This window comes from Nocardiopsis mangrovi (assembly GCF_042653925.1).
Classification (GTDB): domain Bacteria; phylum Actinomycetota; class Actinomycetes; order Streptosporangiales; family Streptosporangiaceae; genus Nocardiopsis_B; species Nocardiopsis_B mangrovi.
The window spans coordinates 24,701-42,350 of record NZ_JBHSFQ010000008.1; the positions used below are offsets into that span (position 1 = coordinate 24,701).

The window sequence follows — 17,650 nt, forward strand, 5'->3', positions numbered from 1 at the left end:
CCTCCTGACTATTCGACCCCGGGTCGGCCGGAAACGTCCCGTTCCCGGAAGGTGGCGCCTACATATGCCGCGAGACCCATTCGAGGGACAGCCTGTCGTCGGTGTTCTTGTAGTTGTCGCGGATCAGGACCAGCGCCTGCTCGGCCTGGGTCAGCAGGAACTCCATGTCCTGCACGTTGAGCCGCCACTGCGCCATGCTGTTGTCGTAGTTCTCGGCCGTGGAACCGTCGAGCTCGCCGCGGACCGCGGCCATCTTCGTGGCCAGCTCATCGAGGGAATTGCGGATATCCTGCGTGCGCGCACGCAGATCGAACGCCGAATCGTCCATGCCCGCGTATTTGACGGAAAAGTCGCTCATCGTCTGATACCTCGTTTCGTGACGGAGACCGCTTCAGGGGACGGCCGAATGGTGTCAGGAACGTCCCGGGCCGAGAAGTTCGCCTTGCACGGCGTAGCCGGACTGGTTGGGATTGAGCTGGTCGTTCCAGGAAGAGGAGATGACGAGGTTGTCGTCCTCCAGGTTCAACATGCCGCGCGTGGTACCGCCGAATGTCCCGATCATCTGGTTCATCCCATTGACGATCAGCCGCAGCTCCTCCAGCCACTTCACCAGCGCGGTCTCATAACCCGCCTCCGCGCCGCCCTGCCAGCTCGACTTCAGGCTGTCGCGCAGGAAGTCCACCTTGGTGTAGACCTCGTTGCACTCGGCGTGGGCCGTCTCCATGGCGGTCCGACCCGTGGTCATCCCGTATTCGGTACTGGTGGTCAGACTCACGTCCACTACTCCTTATCTGTTGAGGAAGCGGGTTCGGGTCGTAGTAGCGATGTGGTCGGGCGTGTCCCTGCTCATCGCTCATCACTCCGACACGAATGGGTGAACGACTTTCGAATGCGAATCAGTACGGGTTCTTCAGGGAATGATGAGATATCGGCGGCTACGAGGACGTGTTCACTGGCCAGGCGGATCGGCTCACACAACGCATCCCGAATGAAGCCGCATTCTCGATTTCACTGGGACGGAGATATGAAGATCACACATCGTCATCGCGAATATTCGTGGGTACATCCGTTTTTTCCGGGGCGCCGGGGCGGTTCCCTGGCAGGGTCCTTCTCTGTGTCCGTTGCTTGGTGATGCTGCGTGCCGTGCCGGGACGGAGGACTGCGGGTCAGCGCATGGTCGCGGTGACCGCGGACGACCGTGTCCTGGCGGGGGAAATGAGCGAGAATGTGAGGGCGATGAGGATGAGCACGGCCTCGCCGAGGAACGCGGCCGTGAAGGAGACGTCCCCGTGCGTCCCTGCGGCGCCGATGGCGATCCCGGCCAGGACCGCGAGCCCGAGCGCTCCGCCCAGCGGCTGCACGGCGTTGATCAGTCCGCTGATCAGCCCGGATTCGCCTTCCCCGCTGTCGCGCACCGCGATCGTCGTGGCGGTGACGATGCCGAGCCCGAGGCCCGCGCCGAGCAGCAGGAACGCGCCCAGAAGGTGCGCGGAGAAGCCGTCGGTCATCGGATTCAGCACCAGCCACAGCAGGCCGGTGAGCAGCAGGGCGAGGGCGACCGGCAGCGCGCGGGCCGACCCGATGCTCTGCGCCAGCAGCGGCGCGGCGGCGCTGCCCACGATGGTCATGGCGGCCATCGGGATCTGCGCCATTCCGGTCTCCAGCGCACCCATCCCCAGCACCTCCTGCTGGTAGAGGGGCAGGAAGAAGAACAGGCTGGTCATCGTGGCGCCGAGCAGCAGCATCACCGAACTCGCGGTGACCACTGGTGCCCTGCGCAAGACGGTGAGCGGGACCAGGGGGTGGGAGGAGCGCTGCTCGGCTATCACGAACGCGGCGAGGGAGGCGATGCCCACCGCGAGGCTGACGACCGTTGTGGCCGCACCCCATCCGGTTTCGGCCGCGGAGACCATTCCGAGTGCGAGACCGGAGACCCCGACGGTAATGGTGACCGCGCCGGCCACGTCGAACGGGCCGGGGCGGCCCGGGAACGCCGGAACCGAGCGCCACACCGCGATCGCGCTGACGATGCCGAACGGCACCGGGGCCCAGAACACCGACTCCCACCCCAACAACTGGGTCAGCGTCCCGCCGAGGAAGACGCCGAGCAGACTGCCGGCGGCCGCGATGGCGCCCCAGATGCCCATCGCCCGGGTGCGCTCCGCGGGAGACGGGTAGAGGGCGAGCACGAGCGCGAGTGCGGACGGCACCACGATCGCCGCCCCGATGCCCTGCGCGACGCGCGCGGCGATCAGCACCGGTCCGCTGAGGGCCAGCGCGCAGAACGCGCATGCCGCGAGGTAGACGGCCATCCCGGCCAGGAACACTCCCCGGCCTCCGAGCACGTCGGCGAGGCGGCCCCCGAGAAGCAGCAGCCCCGCGAACGCCACAAGGTAGCTGTTCGCGACGGCCGTCAGTCCAGCGGCGGAGAGCCCGAACCCGTCCCGGATCGCCGGCCCGGCCAGGTTCACCATCGTGCCGTCGAGGATGACCAGGAACATGGCACCCGCCAGGCCGGCCATCGCCACACCGCGCGCCACCCGGGGCCGGGCGAGCACCGGGGGAGGTGCGGTTTCGATGCTCATCGTCGCGTCCTTCATCGGCGAGTAGGTGCTGAGGCGTCGGCTGTGATGGGGACCTACCGGTCGTGGCGAACCAGCGGGAACCTTTGGAAGTTTCGCCATCTTCGAAATGATAGTGAGTACTAACTATCAATTTGCCATGAAAATATGCCCCTCAGGGCCGGGGCCCGGGGCCGCCGCATCTCCGGCGACCCCACGGTCGGACCGGCGAACAGACCTTGGGCCCGGACTCCTTCGGTGGGGCGACCGGGATCTGCCGCCGCACCACTCGATCCCGACCCGCAGCCTCGACCCGGGATCGTTTGAGAGTAAACAGTCACTATTGCACCGGCGTCAACCCACGGCACCCTGGACACCGGGTCAACAGCCGATCACCTGGCGGAAAGGGACCGCATCCGGCCGCCCCGATGGATGTCCCCACAGTCCGCCGTCGATCTGCTGCGGCGACTCTGACCTCGCGTTTTCCGAGCGGCGGTGAAAGACAGCCGCACGTCCGACGGGCGGCCTATGATCCATCTCACCCCGAGCTCCGTGGAGATACCGCCCTCCGACCGGGCGACGTGCCGCATTGATCACGGGCCACCGGGTGAGAGCCCACCACGACGACCGCCCCAGGTGTCCGCCTGGCCGTGCATCGTCGCCGTCGAACGCCGCGCCCCTGGCCGACTCATCGATGACGAGCGAAGGCAGCGGTTCCTGCGTCCCTGTCCGTCGCGGATTTGACGCCACGCATGAAGTGAGTGTTAAGTATCAAACGTGTCGAAGACCCGCAGACCGACTTCGAGCGGCGCCGCGAGCAGATCCTGGCCGCGACACCGAAGGAGTCCATCCGCGGGACGCACGGGACGGTTCGACCACGACCGTCGCCGAGGACATGGAGACGGACCGGCCGCCGGCACACGAGCGGTGGCCGACGCCGACCCGAGGCACGATTTCTCGCCGCGGGCATGCCGCACTCGGTGGCCGCAGTTATGAACCTGCCCGCTCGCTCCGCAGGCGGCGCGGCGGCCAATCGCTTCCCGGTGTCCGGATCCTGAGCTTTGGGAGACCACGTGTTTTTTTAGGCTTAAGATAGTTAGCACTCACTATCATTCGCTGGCGACCGGACGCCCTGGAAGAGACCCGGGACCTTCGGCCGGCGCCCGGCAACGGCGCACCTGCTGCTCCTCCCCTGCAACGGCAGGCGGAGCGGAGACCGAATTCACTGCATTCTCATTGGCGCCCGATATTCGAAGGAAAGAAGGAGAAAGATGATCGATACGCTCGCCGATGAGATGGACGCGGTGATCCGCCGAACCGTGGAATCCGCGCCCGGGGTGCCAGGGGTCATCGCCGGAGTCACCGACAGGGATCGGACCGTACATCTGCGCGCGACGGGGGTCCGCCGTACCGACGGCGCCGAGTCGCTGACCAGTGAGTCACCGGTCGCGATGATGTCGACGACGAAAGCGGTCACCGCGACGGCGGCGCTGCAGCTCGTGGAACGCGGCCGGCTCGACCTCGACGCTCCGGCCCGATGGTACGCCCCGGAGATCGGAGAGCTGCGGGTTCTGACGGGCTTCGACGACCTGGGTGAACCGGTCGTGCGTCCACCGGCCGGCGAGATCACGACCCGTCAGTTGCTCACACACAGCTCCGGCCTGGGGTATGAGTCGTTCAATCCCGACTACGCCCGGCTCGTCCGTGAGAACCGGCAGCCCTCGATCATGACGGGCACCCGCGCCGCTCTTCGCACACCCTTGCTGTTCGACCCCGGGACGCGATGGGAATACGGGGCCGGTATCGACTGGGTCGGCCAGATCATCGAGGGCGTCACCGGGCAGCGCCTCGGCGAGGTGTTCGCCCGGGAGATCTTCCAGCCCCTCGGGATCACCACGATGTCCTTCACGCTCGACGACGCGCGCCGCCGGAGCATCGCCGGCATGCACCAGCGCGCAGCCGACGGCGGACTCGTGCCCATGGACTTCGAACTACCGAGTCCGCCCGAGGTGGATCCCGGCGGGCACGGCCTCTACGGCACCGTCGGCGACTACCTCAAGTTCATCCGCATGTGGCTCAACGACGGCGAAGGCGACCACGGACGCGTGCTCGAGTCGGCCACGGTGCGCGACGCCGTGCGGCGGCATCTACCCGACGGCATGAACGTCACCCCGCTGCGCAGCGCACTCCCCCAGACCTCCAACGACGTCGAATTCTTCCCGGGCATCCGCAAATCCTGGTCCTTGGCCTTCATGATCAACGAGGAGGCCGCCCCGACGGGGCGACCGGCGGGCGCCCAAGGATGGGCGGGGATAGCGAACCTCTACTACTGGATCGACCGGGAGAACGGCATCGGCGGCTACTGGGCCACGCAGATCCTGCCCTTCATGGATCCCGCATCCTACGGCGGCTACCTCGACTTCGAACGGGTCGCCTACGAGAGAATGACGCGGCCTTAGGAAATTCGACGTTTTAGCCGGGGGCCGGCCGCAGATTCACATTCATCCCTCCCGGACTCTCAATGTCATGCACATCCGGCCCGTGCGGGTCAGGCGATTCTCATTTTTCGCAGCATCCCTGATGTGCCTCCGGACGGACTCAGCGCAATCCGGATCCCTCCAGGAAGATGCATCGAACCATCGCGGCAGGGTCAAGGGGCCGGAGAGCGCTCGGGAGCCGAATCGGCCGTGACGAAAGAATCCCGCGGCTCCCTCTGCCGGCCCTACCGCGGCCACCGGAACGTGAAACGAACCCGAACACTCTCTGGACAAGGAAAATGCGATGAGCGACCAGACCACACCCAGCGCGGTGGCCGCCCGTGCGCGAAAACCGCGTGGTGTGGCGGTGGCCGGCCTGGCGGCCTCCATGTTCCTGGTCGTTCTCGGCGTCGCGATGGTGAACCTGGCCGGGCCGGCGATCCGCACGGGCCTGGGGCTCTCCGCCGCCGAACTCACCATGGTCGCGAGCGGCTACCTGGTGGCACTGGCCGGCCCACTGCTGCTCGGTGGCCGCCTCGCCGATGTACTCGGGGGCCGGAAGGTGTTCCTGGCCGGGATGGCCGTCTACCTCGCGGCGTCGGTCGCCTGCGCGCTGGCCCTCAGCGGACCGGTGCTGATCGCCGCGCGCGTCGCGCAGGGGATCGGGGCCTCGCTCCTGATGCCGTCCTCGCTGGTACTCCTGCTCGCCCTCTATGAGACCGCCGCGGAGCGCACCCGGGCGATGGGCATGTGGGGAACGATCACGGGTGCCGGCAGTCTGCTCGGCGTCTTCCTCGGCGGGACGCTGACCGAGCTGCTGGGGTGGGAGTCGGTGTTCTGGGCCCCGGTGCCGTTCGGCATCGTCAGCGCGATCGCGGTGTGGCGCTCGGTTCCGGCGTTCCCGGGCCGCCCCGGCCCGTTCGACGTGGCCGGCGCGGTCACCATTACCGTCGGGGTCTCCGGTCTCGCACTCGGCATGGTCCTCGCCCCGGAGACCGGATGGAGCGCGCCCGGCACGCTGATCGCCCTGGTGGTGGGCGTGGCCTCCTTCGCCGCCTTCGTGGTCGCGGAACGACGCTGCGCGCACCCCCTGGTCCCGCTCACTGTTCTGCGCCGGCAGCCGGTGGTCACGGCGGCCGCGGTGATGCTGCTGCTCGGCGCCACACTGATGAGCCTGCTCTTCTTCCTGCCCCTCTACCAGCAGGAGGTCCTGGGGATGAGCGCGCTGGCCACCGGGATGGGCCAGCTCCCCATCGCCGCCATGATCATCGTGGGCAGCGCCACCGCGCCGCTGCTGGCCACCCAAATCGGGCCGGCCCGCGCGCTGCCGGCCGGCCTCGTCCCGCTGCTCGCCGGCCTGCTGTGGCTGGTGCTGAACCCGGCGACCGACGGCTTCTCCGCGCACCTTCTGGGCGCCTTCCTGCTGATCGGCACCGGCCTCGGCCTCAGCACCACCAACGCCGTCACGATGGCGGTGCGCGACAGCGGGGAAGGCGAATCCGGACTGATCAGCGGACTGATCAGCACCGGCCAGCAGCTCGGCGGCGCGGTCGGGCTCGCCGCCCTGGCCGGGCTCGCCATCGGCGCGGCGGGGGCCAACGGAGACATCTCGTTCACGACCGCCTTCCTCGCCCAGACCACGCTCATCCTCACCGCCCTCGCGCTCTCCCTCATCCCTCCTGCCCGACCGAAACCGGCCCCCGCCACCGCCGGTCCGCGCTGACAGCAAGCGAAGAGAACTCCCGCGAGACGAAAGACCCCCACCGCCGACCAGGCGATGGAAGCAGAGAAGCACCCCGCCGGGGAACCGCCCCGGCGGCATCAAGAAATGGATGGATGCTGATGGACAACCCGACCGTACTCGTGACCGGTGCGACCGGGACCGTGGGCTCCGCGCTGGTCGCCGCGCTGCAGGAGCGCGGAGCCACCGTCCGCGCGATGATCCGCAACCCCGACCGGCCCGTCCCCGGCGTCGAGAACGTCGTCGCCGACCTGCGCGACGCGGAGTCGGTCGCCACCGCACTCAAGGACGTCGACGGGGTCTTCCTCAACAGCCCCTCGGAGCCCGACGCCGCCGAGGTGCAGAAGCGCTTCGCCGGCATCGCCCGCGACCTCGGCGTGGAACGGTTCGTGCTGCTGTCGCAGTACGGTGCGCGCACGGACTCGCCGGTGCGGTTCCTGCGCTGGCACGCCGAGGTCGAGGAGCACGTCAAGGGACTCGGCCTCGATTACACGGTGCTGCGGCCCAACCTGTACCTGCAGTCGCTGCTCGCCTTCGCCGGCACCATCGCCCAGGGCTTCTTCGCCGCACCCATCGGCGACGCCGCCGTCAGCGCCATCGACACCCGCGACATCGCCGAGTCCGCCGCGGCGGTGCTGACCAGCGCCGGCCACACCGGCCAGACCTACACACTGACCGGTCCCCGGGCCGTGACCCACCACGAGATCGCCCAGGCGCTCTCCGCCGCCTCCGGGCGCGAGGTCGTCTTCCACGACGTGCCCGCCGAGCAGTTCACCGCCGCCCTGGCCGATTTCGTTCCGCCCTGGCAGCTCGAGGGCCTGGTCGAGGACTACGCCCACTACGCCCGGGGTGAGGCCGCCGAGCTGTCCACCTGGGTCGCCGACCTCACCGGGCGCCCCGCGCGCGACGTCACCGACTTCGCCCGCGACCACGCCGCGGTTTTCGCCCAGGCCTGACCACCGTTTCGGCCAGGCCCCGTCGCCACACCGAACATCCGACGAAAGGAACCACCATGATCTACCACTTCATCCGATTCACCGTTAAGCCCGAGGTCCCCCAGGAGACCGTGGACGCGATCATGTCGAACATGACCGGGGAGGGCAACGGCACGTTCCCTGGGGGTGCCGGCCGCGACTTCGGCGGGGAGTACCAGTACGGCGTCGTCTCCGCGATCGAGGACATCGAGACCTACGACAAGATGATGAACGACCCGGCGCACCTGGAGATCGACCTGATGGGTCTGCCGCTGATCGACAAGTTCATGTCGTTCGACATCACCGACGACCCCGACCCGGAGATCGGCGAGAAGATCACCGAGATCCACCGGCGCCGCTTCGAGGCCAACCCCGACCTCACCGAGTTGGTCTCCAACCTCAACGAGTACAAGGGCAGCGCCGCACCCGGCAAGCACGCGGCCTGACCGACCTCGGCGACGAGGCCGTTCGCACGTGCACCCCACCGTCCACCGGCGTGCCGCCGGGGGGAGCTGTGAACGGCCTCGCGCCGGTGTCGCCCGGTCACCGGCCGCGGCACCGGACCCTCGGCGCCCCGCGCCCACCGAGGGTCCACCCGCCTCCCCTGCCACCTGACGCACACGTGTCCGGTGCGCCCCGTGCCGGGGCCGCGGCCGCCTGTTCACGGGCGCCGAACCCCGGCACGGGCGTAGGCACCGTTGCGCCGACCCGCCGCTCGTCGACGGCGGGCGCACCCACCCACCACGACATCCGCCCTGAAGGGAACGTTCATGACTGATCGATTCGACGCCGACGCCATCGTCGTCGGCAGCGGGTTCGGCGGCGCGGTGGCCGCGGCCCGCCTCGCGCAGGCGGGGTTCTCGGTCATCGTCCTCGAACGCGGCCGACGCTGGAAGCCCGGCGACTTCCCCCGCCGGTCGCGCCTGGACGACGGCTGGCTGTGGGACGTCGACCGGGGACTTTACGACATCCGCTGGCTCGACAACATGGCCAGCGTCCAAGGGGCCGGCTGGGGCGGCGGCTCCCTCGTCTACGCCAACGTCTTCGCCCGTCCCTTCGAAGGGACGATGGACGAGCGCTGGCCGGACCACCTGCGCCGTGCGAAGCTCGACCCCTACTACGACCTGGCCGCGCACATGATCGGCGTCGCCCCGGTGGGCGACGACCCCCGCACCGGTAAGGCACCGCCCCGCACCGAGCTCATCGAACAGCTCCTGGCGGGCACGGACAAGGACGAGGCCACCGTCCGCCCGAACCTGGCAGTGACCTTCGGTGACCCCGACACCTGGCGGCCCAACACCCACGGCGTCGCGCGCCGCGGCTGCGCCTTCGTCGGTGAATGCGTCATCGGCTGCAACCACGGCGCCAAGAACACCCTGGACACCTCCTACCTCGCCGTGGCAGAGGCATCCGGCGCCGAAGCCGTCACCGACGCGCAGGTCCAGCTCATCGAGCAGCGCGACGGCGGATACGCGGTGACCGCTTCGACCCCCACCGACCCCGACGCCCCCCTCCGCGAGTGGACCGCCCCGCGCGTCGTCCTGGCCGCCGGGGCGGTGGCCACCAACGAACTCCTCCTGCGCTCCCGGGACGTGCACGGCACACTGCCCGACATCTCACGCGAGCTGGGCCGGGGCTTCTCCGGCAACGGCGACTTCCTCACCCTGGCCGAACTCCGCGGCGAGCAGCCCGACATGACGACCGGGCCCACCATCACCACCAACACCGTCCTGGACGTGGCCGAAGGGCACCGGTCGGTGTGGTATCAGGTGCAGGACGGCGCCTTTCCCCCGCCCCTGAACACCCTGTTCGACACCCTCCTGCCGGCCCGCAATGCACGCCACTGGTGGCGGCGGCGCGTACGCAGGACCGGCGCCGGCCAGACCTTCGCCGTGCTCGCGATGGGCCGGGACTCCGGCAACGGGACCCTGCGACTGGACCGGGCCGGGGACGCGACACTGACCTGGAACAATAAGTGGCAGGCCCACCTGTACCGCTCCCAGGTCCGGGTGGGGCCGACGATCGCGAGCCTCGTCAACGCCCGCCTGTACAACCCCTTCACCTGGTCGCTGCTGCGCCGCACCATCACCGTCCACGCACTCGGCGGGGTACGCCCCGGCCCCGACGCCGCCACCAGCGTCGCCGACGAGGCCGGCGAAGTGCACGGCTACCCGGGCCTGTTCGTCATGGACGGCTCGGTGCTCCCCGCGGCCACCGGGGTCAACCCCTCCGCCACGATCCTCGCGACCGCCGAACGCTCCATCGAGACGGTGATCCGCCGCTCGGGCCGCCCCGAATGGCGCGCCCCCGAATGGGAGGCGGTGGTCCCCGCCGACGTCCCCGAGGACGCCGCCTTCGCGTCCATGTCCCGGCTCCACACCGCCACCAAGGGCGACGGTGTCGTCTTCCAGGAGCGCATGGCCACACGCCGGCGCGAGAACCCGATGATGGTCCTGTCCTTGAAGGCGGAGATCCCGGGCATGGACGCGTTCCTCGCCGATCCGGCGCACACGGTGCGGATGCGGGGCGTGATCGACGTCGAGGACATCGCCACGCGCATGGGCATCTCGGGCACGCTGTCCCTTTTCCCCCAGGGCAGACGGGAGGCGATGTCCTACGCGCTGCGCTTCCACGACGACGACGGACGCCCGTGGCAGCTCTCCGGCACCAAGAGCGTGCGCTCGCGCAACCCGCTGGCGCTCCTGACCGGGCTCACCCGCCTGCAGACCGAGATCTCCCCGGTCGACGGCACACCCGATGAGCGCCGGCACTTCGTGATCACCATCGGCGGCGCCGACCTGCCCCGGCTCGGGGCATCTCTCCGAGGTGTCGGGTTCACCCGCGCACGCCGACTGCGTGCGGTCGCGCGTTTCGTATCGTTCTTCGCCGCCTCGGCCATGCGGCGGCGAACGCCATGACCGGCGCAGGGATCACCGCGACCGCGCCGGCCACCGCTGCCGGGAATTCCGGCGCCGACCCGATGACCGAGACGCCCCGCGCTGAAGGTGCACGTCGCCCCTGCCGCCCTGAGCCCTCCGCGCCTCCCATCACCCGTCACCGGTGTCGCGAGGCGTGGACCGGCCCCCGGCCCCTTCCAGTTACCGCCCCCGCATCCATCGACCCACGCCCGAACAACCAAACCCCGACCGGAGGACCACCATGACCGATACCACCGCCGAAACCCCCACTGTCGCCCGCGACGGCGCGAACGACCTGCGCCCCAGCCGGATCGACAGCCGCCGCGCCTACCTCGCCTTCGCGTTCGCCTTCGTGTTCGGACACGGCGCCTTCGCCGTCTCCGCCGGAGCCGACCCCCTGATGGACCTGCCCACATGGGTGCCCTTCGTCCTGCTCGCCACCGGTATCGTGCCCGGTGTGGGCTCCTCCCTCATGGCCGGCAGGCGTGCCCAGCGCGACGCCGACCCGGCCGACGTCCTCAGTGAGAAGCTCGTCGGCAACGCCTGGGCCACCGGCTTCATCGCCGTCACCCTCGCCATCATCGGCCTGACGAGCACTGTCGACCTGCCGCCCGAGGTTGAGAACGTCCTCTTTCCCATCGGCGCCGTGTTCATCGTCGGCATGATCAACATCGCCGAGGGCGCCGCGCGCCGCAACGTCCTGCACTACACCCTCGGAAGCAGCCTCGCGCTCATCTCCACCGCCGCGCTCTTCCTCACCGAGCCCGGCCCCTACTGGGTACTCGCCCTCGCCGGCGGCAGCGCCTACCTCATCGCCGCCTACTTCGAAGGCCGCCGCCTCGCCGCCCTCGGCTGAACCTCCCCCGCTCCGGTTCCGCAGGGGACGTGTCATCCCACCCCTGGCACGCTGAACGCGGTGGTCCGATCGGACCACCGCGTTTCGCCATCTATGGAACGGCGCGCAACGGCGTTGCACGCAGGCCGACCGGCGACCGTCACACCCATCTCGGAGCCGACCGCATCTCCACGGGTGACGGCCTTGTCCCTATGGGTTAAAGAGCTTGACGCACGTTTACAGTGAGTGTTTACTATCAAAAGTGGCGACAGAGAGGAGAGCACGGGTCAGCATCGAGCGCCGCCGTGAGCAGATCTTGGCGGCGGCGCTGAAGGAGTTCAGCCACAAGGGGCTGCACGGCGGTTCGACCGTGACCATCGCCAAGGATGTGGAGATCTCCCACCCGAACCTGTTCCGGGTGTTCTCGACCAAGAAGGGGCTCTTCGTCGCGGTGCTGGAGCGGGTCTTCACGACGGTCGAACGGGACGTGTTCGTTCCGGGCGAGAAAGCCGACAGCCGGCATCTGGAGACCATGGCCAACGCCTGGGGCGTCCTCATGGAGAACCGCGAGCTGATGCTCATGCTGCTCCAGGGATATGCGTCCTGCGAGGACCCCGACATCCGCGACCTGATGCACGCCTGGACGAAGAACACCGTCGACCGGATCGAGGCACTGCCGGGGATCGACACCGACCTGGCGCACGACTTCTTCGCCGCCGGCACGCTGTACCTGGTGGCCGCCTCGATGAACCTGCCCGCAATCGCCGGGAGCGATGAGTGGGCCGATCGCTTCCTGGCCTCCGGCGCCGCCGGCGAAACCTGATGTCCTGGGGACGGAGTGGCCCGCCTCCCCCGCGCGCGGCCGATGCCGTGGGCTCTCGACGGAAAAGGGGAACACGTGCATCACCGTGCCTTAGGAAGTTCCGGACCTTCGCTCTCCGTTGTGGGACTGGGGTGCAACAACTTCGGGACGAAGCTCGATGGCGCACAGACGGCAGCGGTCGTCGGTACCGCCTTGGACCTCGGCATCAACCATTTCGACACCGCTGAGGTGTACGGCCAGGGCGCGTCCGAGGAGTATCTGGGCGCCGCACTGGGCTCCCGCCGTGACGAGGCGGTGATCGCCACCAAGTACCGGTGGCGGGAACCGTCAGGCGGCTACCGCCCGGGCGAACTGTCCGAATGGATCATCCGTGCGGCCGAACGGAGCCTGCGCCGCCTGGGCACCGACCGGATCGACGTCTACTATCAGCACGCTCCGGACCCGCAGGCGCCGGTGGAGGAGATGCTGGAGGCGTTCCGGTCATTGTTCGCGGCCGGAAAAGTGCGTGATTTCGCCCTGGCCAACGTCGATGCCGGTCAGATCAACGAGGCCGCCGCGCTGGCGGGCGAAAGCGAGGGATTCCCCTTGCGAGCCGTTCAGGTGGAGTGGAACCTGCTGTCACGGGGGGCCGAAGAGCATGTGGTGCCGGCCGCCCATCAGGCGGGGCTGGGTGTCGTTCCCTATTTCCCCTTGGCTTCGGGGGTGTTGACCGGCAAATACAACGGCCGCCACGGTATCCCCGAGGGGTCTCGGTTGGCGTTCATGCCGGAGTTCGCGCCGTTGGCGAGCGAAGAGAACCTCGGCAAGGTCGAACGCTTGCGGGAAGTCGCCGATCGATACGGGAAGTCGATCATCGAGTTGTCGATCGGCTGGCTCTTGGCACAAGCGGATGTTCCGTCGGTGATCGCCGGCGCGACCACTCCTGAACAGGTCGAGGTCAATGCCGCCGCCATGGGTTGGGTCCTTGGGCCCGTCGAACTGGAGGAGGTCGACACGGCACTGGGTGCAGGCGCCCGGTCACGCACATGAGGAACGCGGCTTTGTGAATGCGCCCCGGTCGGAAGGGTCCGGGTGGTCGCCGCCCCGCGACCACCCGGACCTGCGCCCGTTCCGCCGCCGAGATCCTCCGCGGCGCCTCTGCGTGCGTCCGCTCAGCCGTCCTGTCCCGCGGGGATGAAGTTCGCGTACTCCTCGATGCGGGTGATCAATCCGGTGTCGTCGAAGCCGAAGCGGACCGCGGCGTGCACTTCGCCGCGCATACCGTTCGTCGTGGCCACGTGCACCACGTGCTGCTGGAGGACCTCGCCCGGCTCGGAGAGCTGGCGGATGATGTCGTAGCGCATCGATTCGATGGAGTCGATCTGCCCTTTCATCCCGTCGATGTTCGCCCCGATCGTCTCCTCGCCTTTTCCGTCGTTGTGCCAGACGGTGGCGGTGTCGGCGCACAGGGCGCGGGCGGCCGCCCAGTCGCGCTCCTCCAGCGCACGGAGGTAGGTGACGGCCGTGTCCTTGATGTTGTTGCTCATGATGCTCCTCTACGTCTGCGGTGTGGATGACTGCCGGGTGCGGGGCGGATCAGGTCTGATCGGTGGTGTCGTGGACCAGGGCGCGTTCGCCGGCCTCAACGCGCATGGGCAGGTGGTTGCCGGGTGGCGCTAGGGGGCAGACGAAGACATCCGGGTTCAGGTGGTGGTGGGAGAGCGTTGCCCGGTTGGCGTCGACGGTCAGTGTGCTGCCGGGCTCCAGCAGTGGCAGGACGAGCCAGCGGCCGATCTCGGGAGTCTCGGTACCGTTGGTCTCATCGGTGAAGACCACCAGACGCTGGCCGGGCATGTCTTCGAGGACGGCGAGCACGTATTCGGTGCCCTTGATGGTCACGACTAGGTCGACGGGGGCGAGGATGGCCTCGGTGCTGCGCGGGCGGGTCAGCCGTCCCACTTCGATGCGCCGGCCGTCGGGCGCCGCGCGGTAGCGGCCTTCGAGGACCCAGGAGGGGTCGTAGGGGAAGGTATCGATGCCGCTGAGCCCGGAGCGTTCGACGGCGCCGTGGTCCATGACGACCAGGCCGTAGGATCCGTCGGCGCCGCCGGCGAAGCCGACCATGTCGTCGGGGAATCCCAAAGAGCAGCCGGAGGGGACTTCGACGGTTCCTTCGACCGTCGTGCCGTCGACCGCCACGCCGTCCGCGGCGTCGGCGGTAACGGTCAGGGCACCGGACGCGCTGGTACTCCACCGGCCGGGGACACCGGGAAGCGTGTGGGTGTCGCGGTCGGTGATCCTGCCGTTGGCGACGACCTTGGCCTTGCCGTTCGCTCCGGCGACCTCCTCCCATCGGCCTCGGCGCCAGGCTTCGTACTCGGCGGGCAGGCCGTTCGAGTCGTCATCGCCGGCCGCAGGCTTCTCAACGGGCGGGGTCTGAGGTGTGGCCATGGGCATGCTCCTTTTCTCTGCGCTGTGAACGGTGTGTGTGCTGCGTGGTCCGCCGCGGTGCCGCGCCGGGAGACCGCGCATTCAACCTGCGAGCCGGATGCGTGATCGGCATAGGATCTTGCTTTCAAGGCAAGGATCCGATGCTGGGGCTGTACTGCGGGCAACCAGGGACGCTGGGAATCAGGGGCGGCGTGCGGCCCAGACGGTGCGTTCGGTGCGCACCCCCAGATCGTCGCGACGCAGGATGCTGTCCGGGCCGTCCGTGTCGAGGAGCCGGTCGAGCGCGGCGAGGTCCTCGGCGGAGAGCGCGTCGGCGGCGACGCCGCGGATGCGCTGGAGGCCGGCGAGGGCGTAGCGGCCGATCGCTTCGCCGCGGGATCCCTCGATGTTCACGGGGATGGAGCGTTCGCCTTCGATCGTGAACCCGGCTGCGGCCAGCATCGGACCCCAGTCGGCGCCGCGGTTGGGCAGGTGCTCAGTGTGGAAGCGGTCGGCCGCGGCGTGACAGCGTGCTTCCAGACCGGGCCGGTATCCGGGGGCGCCTTCGGGCAGGAAGCGGGGGAAGCCGGCCAGCTCGACGACGGCGAACAGGCCGCCGGGCGCGAGCGTGTCGTGCACGTTTCGCAGGATGCGGTCGGGGTGGGCCATGTGGTGCATCGACGCTGAGGCCCACACCAGGTCCGGCGAGCCGAGGTCGGGCCAGCGGGAGTCGAGGTCGGCCTGTGCGGTGTGTACGCGGTCGTCCACTCCGCGGGCGCATGCCTTTTCGCGGAGGCGCTGGAGGTGCTCGACCGATGCGTCGACGGCGGTGATGTGTGCCCCGGGGAAGCGGTCGAGCAGGGCGAAGGTGCCCGCCCCCGTGCCGCAGCCCAGGTCCAGGATCCGGCTCGGGGCGGTCTTCAGGGGGAGCCATGCGGTGATGGCGGCCGTGTGCTCGGCGAGAACCTCGGCGTCCAGGTCGAGGATCTCCGTCTGGTCGCCGGTGCCGTGCTCCTGGTGGTGGCCGTGCTGGGAGGTGTGCTGGTGCGCTTGGCTCATACCGCCACAGTAAGCCGGTCATGCGCGAGCAGCACGATTCCTTCCCGTTAACGCAAGACAATGACCCTCCGCACTGCCCGACGCGCAAGACTCCACGTTCACCGGGGCCCCATGCCTACTCGCCGACGCCCTGGGCGTCGTCACGGCCACCGCCGTCCCGCTGGTGGCCGCGGCGGGCGTCGCGGTCGAAGATGCCCAGGATCTCGCACGGTCCCCCCTCGACCCCGATCGCGTGCGGCATCATGGTGGGGAACTCGGCGGCCTGGTTGGTCTCGACGCGGAAGCGGCGGTGGCCGAGCATGAGGATCGCGGTGCCGGACAGGACGACCAGCCATTCGCGGCCGGGGTGGGCGCGCATGCGGGCGGGGTTGTCGGGCGGCGGTTCGGTCATCCGCTGACGCACGACGCTCATGCCGGGGTCACCCTTGATGGGCCAGCGCATCAGGCCATGGGCGCCGTCGATCATCGGGCTGGTGACGACGTCGTCGGTGGCGGTCGCGACGAGCTGGTCGAGTGTGGTGTCCAGGGCCCGGGCGAGGGCGACGAGCTGGTCCAGTGCGAGCCGGCGCTGACCGTTCTCGATGCGGCTCAGTGAGGACTGGCCGAGGTGGGCGCGGGTAGCCAGTTCGTCCAGGGACCAGCCCTGCGCGACCCGCAGAGCGCGGATCCGTTTGCGCACGAGGCCGTCCAGGTCTCCATCTTCTTGCGTCATGGGCAACATCGTATGCCCTTCCTGCAACGTGGGGTTAGCGTCGTGCGCAGATGGCCCGGAACCTCCGGGTCCACGCATGAGGGAAGAGGGTGCGAGCCATGTCCGTGAGGGCTTCCGCGCACGCGAGCGACGCACTGCCCAGTGAGGCCGTCGACGTCGTGGTGATCGGCGGCGGTGCCGCGGGGTTGAACGGTGCGCTGATACTCGCCCGCTCCCGCCGCTCGGTCGTCGTGATCGACAGTGGCACCCCGCGCAACGCTCCCGCCGAGGCCGTGCACGGCTTCATCGTCCTGGACGGTCGACCGCCCTCCGAGATCCTCGAACGGGGCCGTGAACAGGTGCGCCGGTACGGCGGTCGGGTCGTCTCCGGCGAGGTGGGCTCGACCGAACCTGCCGCCCCGGCCCCCGACGGAGACCTCCGGTTCACCGTCATCCTGGCCGACGGCCGGGCCGTGACAGCGCGCCGTGTACTGGTGGCCACCGGACTGCGCGATGAACTGCCGGACATTCCCGGGCTCGCCGAACACTGGGGACACGGTGTGGTGCACTGCCCCTACTGCCACGGGTGGGAGGTGCGCGACGAGCCCATCGGCGTCCTCGCCACCGGCCCCGCCTCGGTCCACCAAGCGCTGCTGTTCCGTCAGCTGACCGACGACTTGATCTACTTCACCCTCGGCCACGAGCCGGATGCCGATACCCGGGCGCGCTTCGCCGCCCGGGGGATCCGCATCGTCGACGCCCCGGTGCGGGAAGTCGTCACCGGCCAGGACAGCGGTATCGCGGGGGTGCGCATGGCCGACGGTGCGGTCGTGGCCCGACGCGTCCTCGCCGTCGCGACGCACATGCGGGCCCGCACCGAGGGTCTGGACGGCCTGAAGCTGCCGATGGAGGACCTGGCCGGCGGCACGGGGCGCCGCTTCGCCTCCGGAATGGCGGGAACCACCGAGGTCCCGGGCGTGTGGGTGGCCGGCAACGCCACCGACCTCATGGCCCAGGTCGGCGCCTCCGCCGCGGCCGGCGCCCTGGCCGGCTCCCATATCAACGCCCAGTTGGCCGCCGCGGACACCGACGCGGCGCTCGCCGCCGCGCAGGGCGGGACCACCACGACCTGACGCCCGCACCGGCGCGCGACCGCCCACGG

16 protein-coding genes are annotated in these 17,650 nt (G+C 69.3%); 9 read left to right on the forward strand and 7 right to left on the reverse strand.

Annotated features, from left to right (window positions below):
- Positions 1-58 precede the first annotated feature (58 nt).
- The 3 genes from ACFO4E_RS10760 to ACFO4E_RS10770 form a co-directional block, all read right to left on the reverse strand.
- On the reverse strand, positions 59-358 hold the full coding sequence (locus ACFO4E_RS10760) for a WXG100 family type VII secretion target (RefSeq protein ID WP_378573472.1): 300 nt from the start codon (positions 356-358) through the stop codon (positions 59-61).
- Positions 359-412: 54 nt separating this feature from the next.
- Positions 413-745 (reverse strand): hypothetical protein, encoded by a 333-nt coding sequence (locus ACFO4E_RS10765; protein WP_378573474.1) that lies wholly within the window; start codon positions 743-745, stop codon positions 413-415.
- Between the two features lie 421 nt (positions 746-1,166).
- Positions 1,167-2,585: an MFS transporter gene (locus ACFO4E_RS10770; protein WP_378573475.1), complete on the reverse strand. Its 1,419-nt coding sequence runs from the start codon at positions 2,583-2,585 to the stop codon at positions 1,167-1,169.
- Positions 2,586-3,832: 1,247 nt separating this feature from the next.
- On the opposite strand from ACFO4E_RS10770, the gene acmB reads away from it, so the two are divergent.
- The 8 genes from acmB (at position 3,833) to ACFO4E_RS10810 (ending at position 13,358) form a co-directional block, all read left to right on the forward strand.
- Positions 3,833-5,020: a methyl acetate hydrolase AcmB gene (gene acmB / locus ACFO4E_RS10775; protein WP_378573477.1), complete on the forward strand. Its 1,188-nt coding sequence runs from the start codon at positions 3,833-3,835 to the stop codon at positions 5,018-5,020.
- A 322-nt stretch (positions 5,021-5,342) separates the two neighbouring features.
- Positions 5,343-6,761: an MFS transporter gene (locus ACFO4E_RS10780; protein ID WP_378573479.1), complete on the forward strand. Its 1,419-nt coding sequence runs from the start codon at positions 5,343-5,345 to the stop codon at positions 6,759-6,761.
- Positions 6,762-6,880: 119 nt separating this feature from the next.
- Positions 6,881-7,735, forward strand: coding sequence for an SDR family oxidoreductase (locus ACFO4E_RS10785; RefSeq protein WP_378573481.1), 855 nt, complete (start codon positions 6,881-6,883; stop codon positions 7,733-7,735).
- A 56-nt stretch (positions 7,736-7,791) separates the two neighbouring features.
- Positions 7,792-8,199, forward strand: coding sequence for a Dabb family protein (locus tag ACFO4E_RS10790; protein ID WP_378573482.1), 408 nt, complete (start codon positions 7,792-7,794; stop codon positions 8,197-8,199).
- A 324-nt stretch (positions 8,200-8,523) separates the two neighbouring features.
- Positions 8,524-10,671 (forward strand): GMC oxidoreductase, encoded by a 2,148-nt coding sequence (locus ACFO4E_RS10795; RefSeq protein ID WP_378573484.1) that lies wholly within the window; start codon positions 8,524-8,526, stop codon positions 10,669-10,671.
- Between the two features lie 241 nt (positions 10,672-10,912).
- Complete coding sequence (locus ACFO4E_RS10800; protein ID WP_378573486.1) at positions 10,913-11,527, forward strand: ABC transporter permease; 615 nt, start codon at positions 10,913-10,915, stop codon at positions 11,525-11,527.
- Positions 11,528-11,768: 241 nt separating this feature from the next.
- A complete protein-coding gene (locus ACFO4E_RS10805) occupies positions 11,769-12,329 on the forward strand; it encodes a TetR/AcrR family transcriptional regulator (protein WP_378573488.1) in 561 nt (186 codons plus the stop codon).
- A 120-nt stretch (positions 12,330-12,449) separates the two neighbouring features.
- Positions 12,450-13,358: an aldo/keto reductase gene (locus ACFO4E_RS10810; protein WP_378573490.1), complete on the forward strand. Its 909-nt coding sequence runs from the start codon at positions 12,450-12,452 to the stop codon at positions 13,356-13,358.
- A gap of 122 nt (positions 13,359-13,480) precedes the next feature.
- On the opposite strand, the gene ACFO4E_RS10815 is transcribed toward ACFO4E_RS10810, so the two are convergent.
- The 4 genes from ACFO4E_RS10815 to ACFO4E_RS10830 form a co-directional block, all read right to left on the reverse strand.
- On the reverse strand, positions 13,481-13,855 hold the full coding sequence (locus ACFO4E_RS10815) for a nuclear transport factor 2 family protein (RefSeq protein WP_378573492.1): 375 nt from the start codon (positions 13,853-13,855) through the stop codon (positions 13,481-13,483).
- Between the two features lie 49 nt (positions 13,856-13,904).
- The gene (locus tag ACFO4E_RS10820) at positions 13,905-14,759 is read right to left on the reverse strand and encodes a DUF1684 domain-containing protein (RefSeq protein WP_378573494.1); all 855 of its coding nucleotides are present in this window, start codon (positions 14,757-14,759) and stop codon (positions 13,905-13,907) included.
- Between the two features lie 180 nt (positions 14,760-14,939).
- Positions 14,940-15,797, reverse strand: a complete 858-nt coding sequence (locus tag ACFO4E_RS10825) for a class I SAM-dependent methyltransferase (RefSeq protein WP_378573496.1) — start codon at positions 15,795-15,797, stop codon at positions 14,940-14,942.
- Between the two features lie 115 nt (positions 15,798-15,912).
- The gene (locus ACFO4E_RS10830) at positions 15,913-16,509 is read right to left on the reverse strand and encodes a helix-turn-helix domain-containing protein (protein ID WP_378573498.1); all 597 of its coding nucleotides are present in this window, start codon (positions 16,507-16,509) and stop codon (positions 15,913-15,915) included.
- A gap of 98 nt (positions 16,510-16,607) precedes the next feature.
- On the opposite strand from ACFO4E_RS10830, the gene ACFO4E_RS10835 reads away from it, so the two are divergent.
- Positions 16,608-17,621 (forward strand): NAD(P)/FAD-dependent oxidoreductase, encoded by a 1,014-nt coding sequence (locus ACFO4E_RS10835; protein ID WP_378573500.1) that lies wholly within the window; start codon positions 16,608-16,610, stop codon positions 17,619-17,621.
- Positions 17,622-17,650: the final 29 nt, after the last annotated feature.

What these genes read in the sequence shown, in the direction of transcription:
- ACFO4E_RS10760 (WP_378573472.1), bottom strand. Translation starts at nt 358, where the DNA reads ATGAGCGACTTTTCCGTCAAATACGCGGGCATGGACGATTCGGCGTTC.
- ACFO4E_RS10765 (WP_378573474.1), bottom strand. Translation starts at nt 745, where the DNA reads ATGACCACGGGTCGGACCGCCATGGAGACGGCCCACGCCGAGTGCAAC.
- ACFO4E_RS10770 (WP_378573475.1), bottom strand. Translation starts at nt 2,585, where the DNA reads ATGAGCATCGAAACCGCACCTCCCCCGGTGCTCGCCCGGCCCCGGGTG.
- acmB (WP_378573477.1), top strand. Translation starts at nt 3,833, where the DNA reads ATGATCGATACGCTCGCCGATGAGATGGACGCGGTGATCCGCCGAACC.
- ACFO4E_RS10780 (WP_378573479.1), top strand. Translation starts at nt 5,343, where the DNA reads ATGAGCGACCAGACCACACCCAGCGCGGTGGCCGCCCGTGCGCGAAAA.
- ACFO4E_RS10785 (WP_378573481.1), top strand. Translation starts at nt 6,881, where the DNA reads ATGGACAACCCGACCGTACTCGTGACCGGTGCGACCGGGACCGTGGGC.
- ACFO4E_RS10790 (WP_378573482.1), top strand. Translation starts at nt 7,792, where the DNA reads ATGATCTACCACTTCATCCGATTCACCGTTAAGCCCGAGGTCCCCCAG.
- ACFO4E_RS10795 (WP_378573484.1), top strand. Translation starts at nt 8,524, where the DNA reads ATGACTGATCGATTCGACGCCGACGCCATCGTCGTCGGCAGCGGGTTC.
- ACFO4E_RS10800 (WP_378573486.1), top strand. Translation starts at nt 10,913, where the DNA reads ATGACCGATACCACCGCCGAAACCCCCACTGTCGCCCGCGACGGCGCG.
- ACFO4E_RS10815 (WP_378573492.1), bottom strand. Translation starts at nt 13,855, where the DNA reads ATGAGCAACAACATCAAGGACACGGCCGTCACCTACCTCCGTGCGCTG.
- ACFO4E_RS10820 (WP_378573494.1), bottom strand. Translation starts at nt 14,759, where the DNA reads ATGGCCACACCTCAGACCCCGCCCGTTGAGAAGCCTGCGGCCGGCGAT.
- ACFO4E_RS10825 (WP_378573496.1), bottom strand. Translation starts at nt 15,797, where the DNA reads ATGAGCCAAGCGCACCAGCACACCTCCCAGCACGGCCACCACCAGGAG.
- ACFO4E_RS10830 (WP_378573498.1), bottom strand. Translation starts at nt 16,509, where the DNA reads ATGACGCAAGAAGATGGAGACCTGGACGGCCTCGTGCGCAAACGGATC.
- ACFO4E_RS10835 (WP_378573500.1), top strand. Translation starts at nt 16,608, where the DNA reads ATGTCCGTGAGGGCTTCCGCGCACGCGAGCGACGCACTGCCCAGTGAG.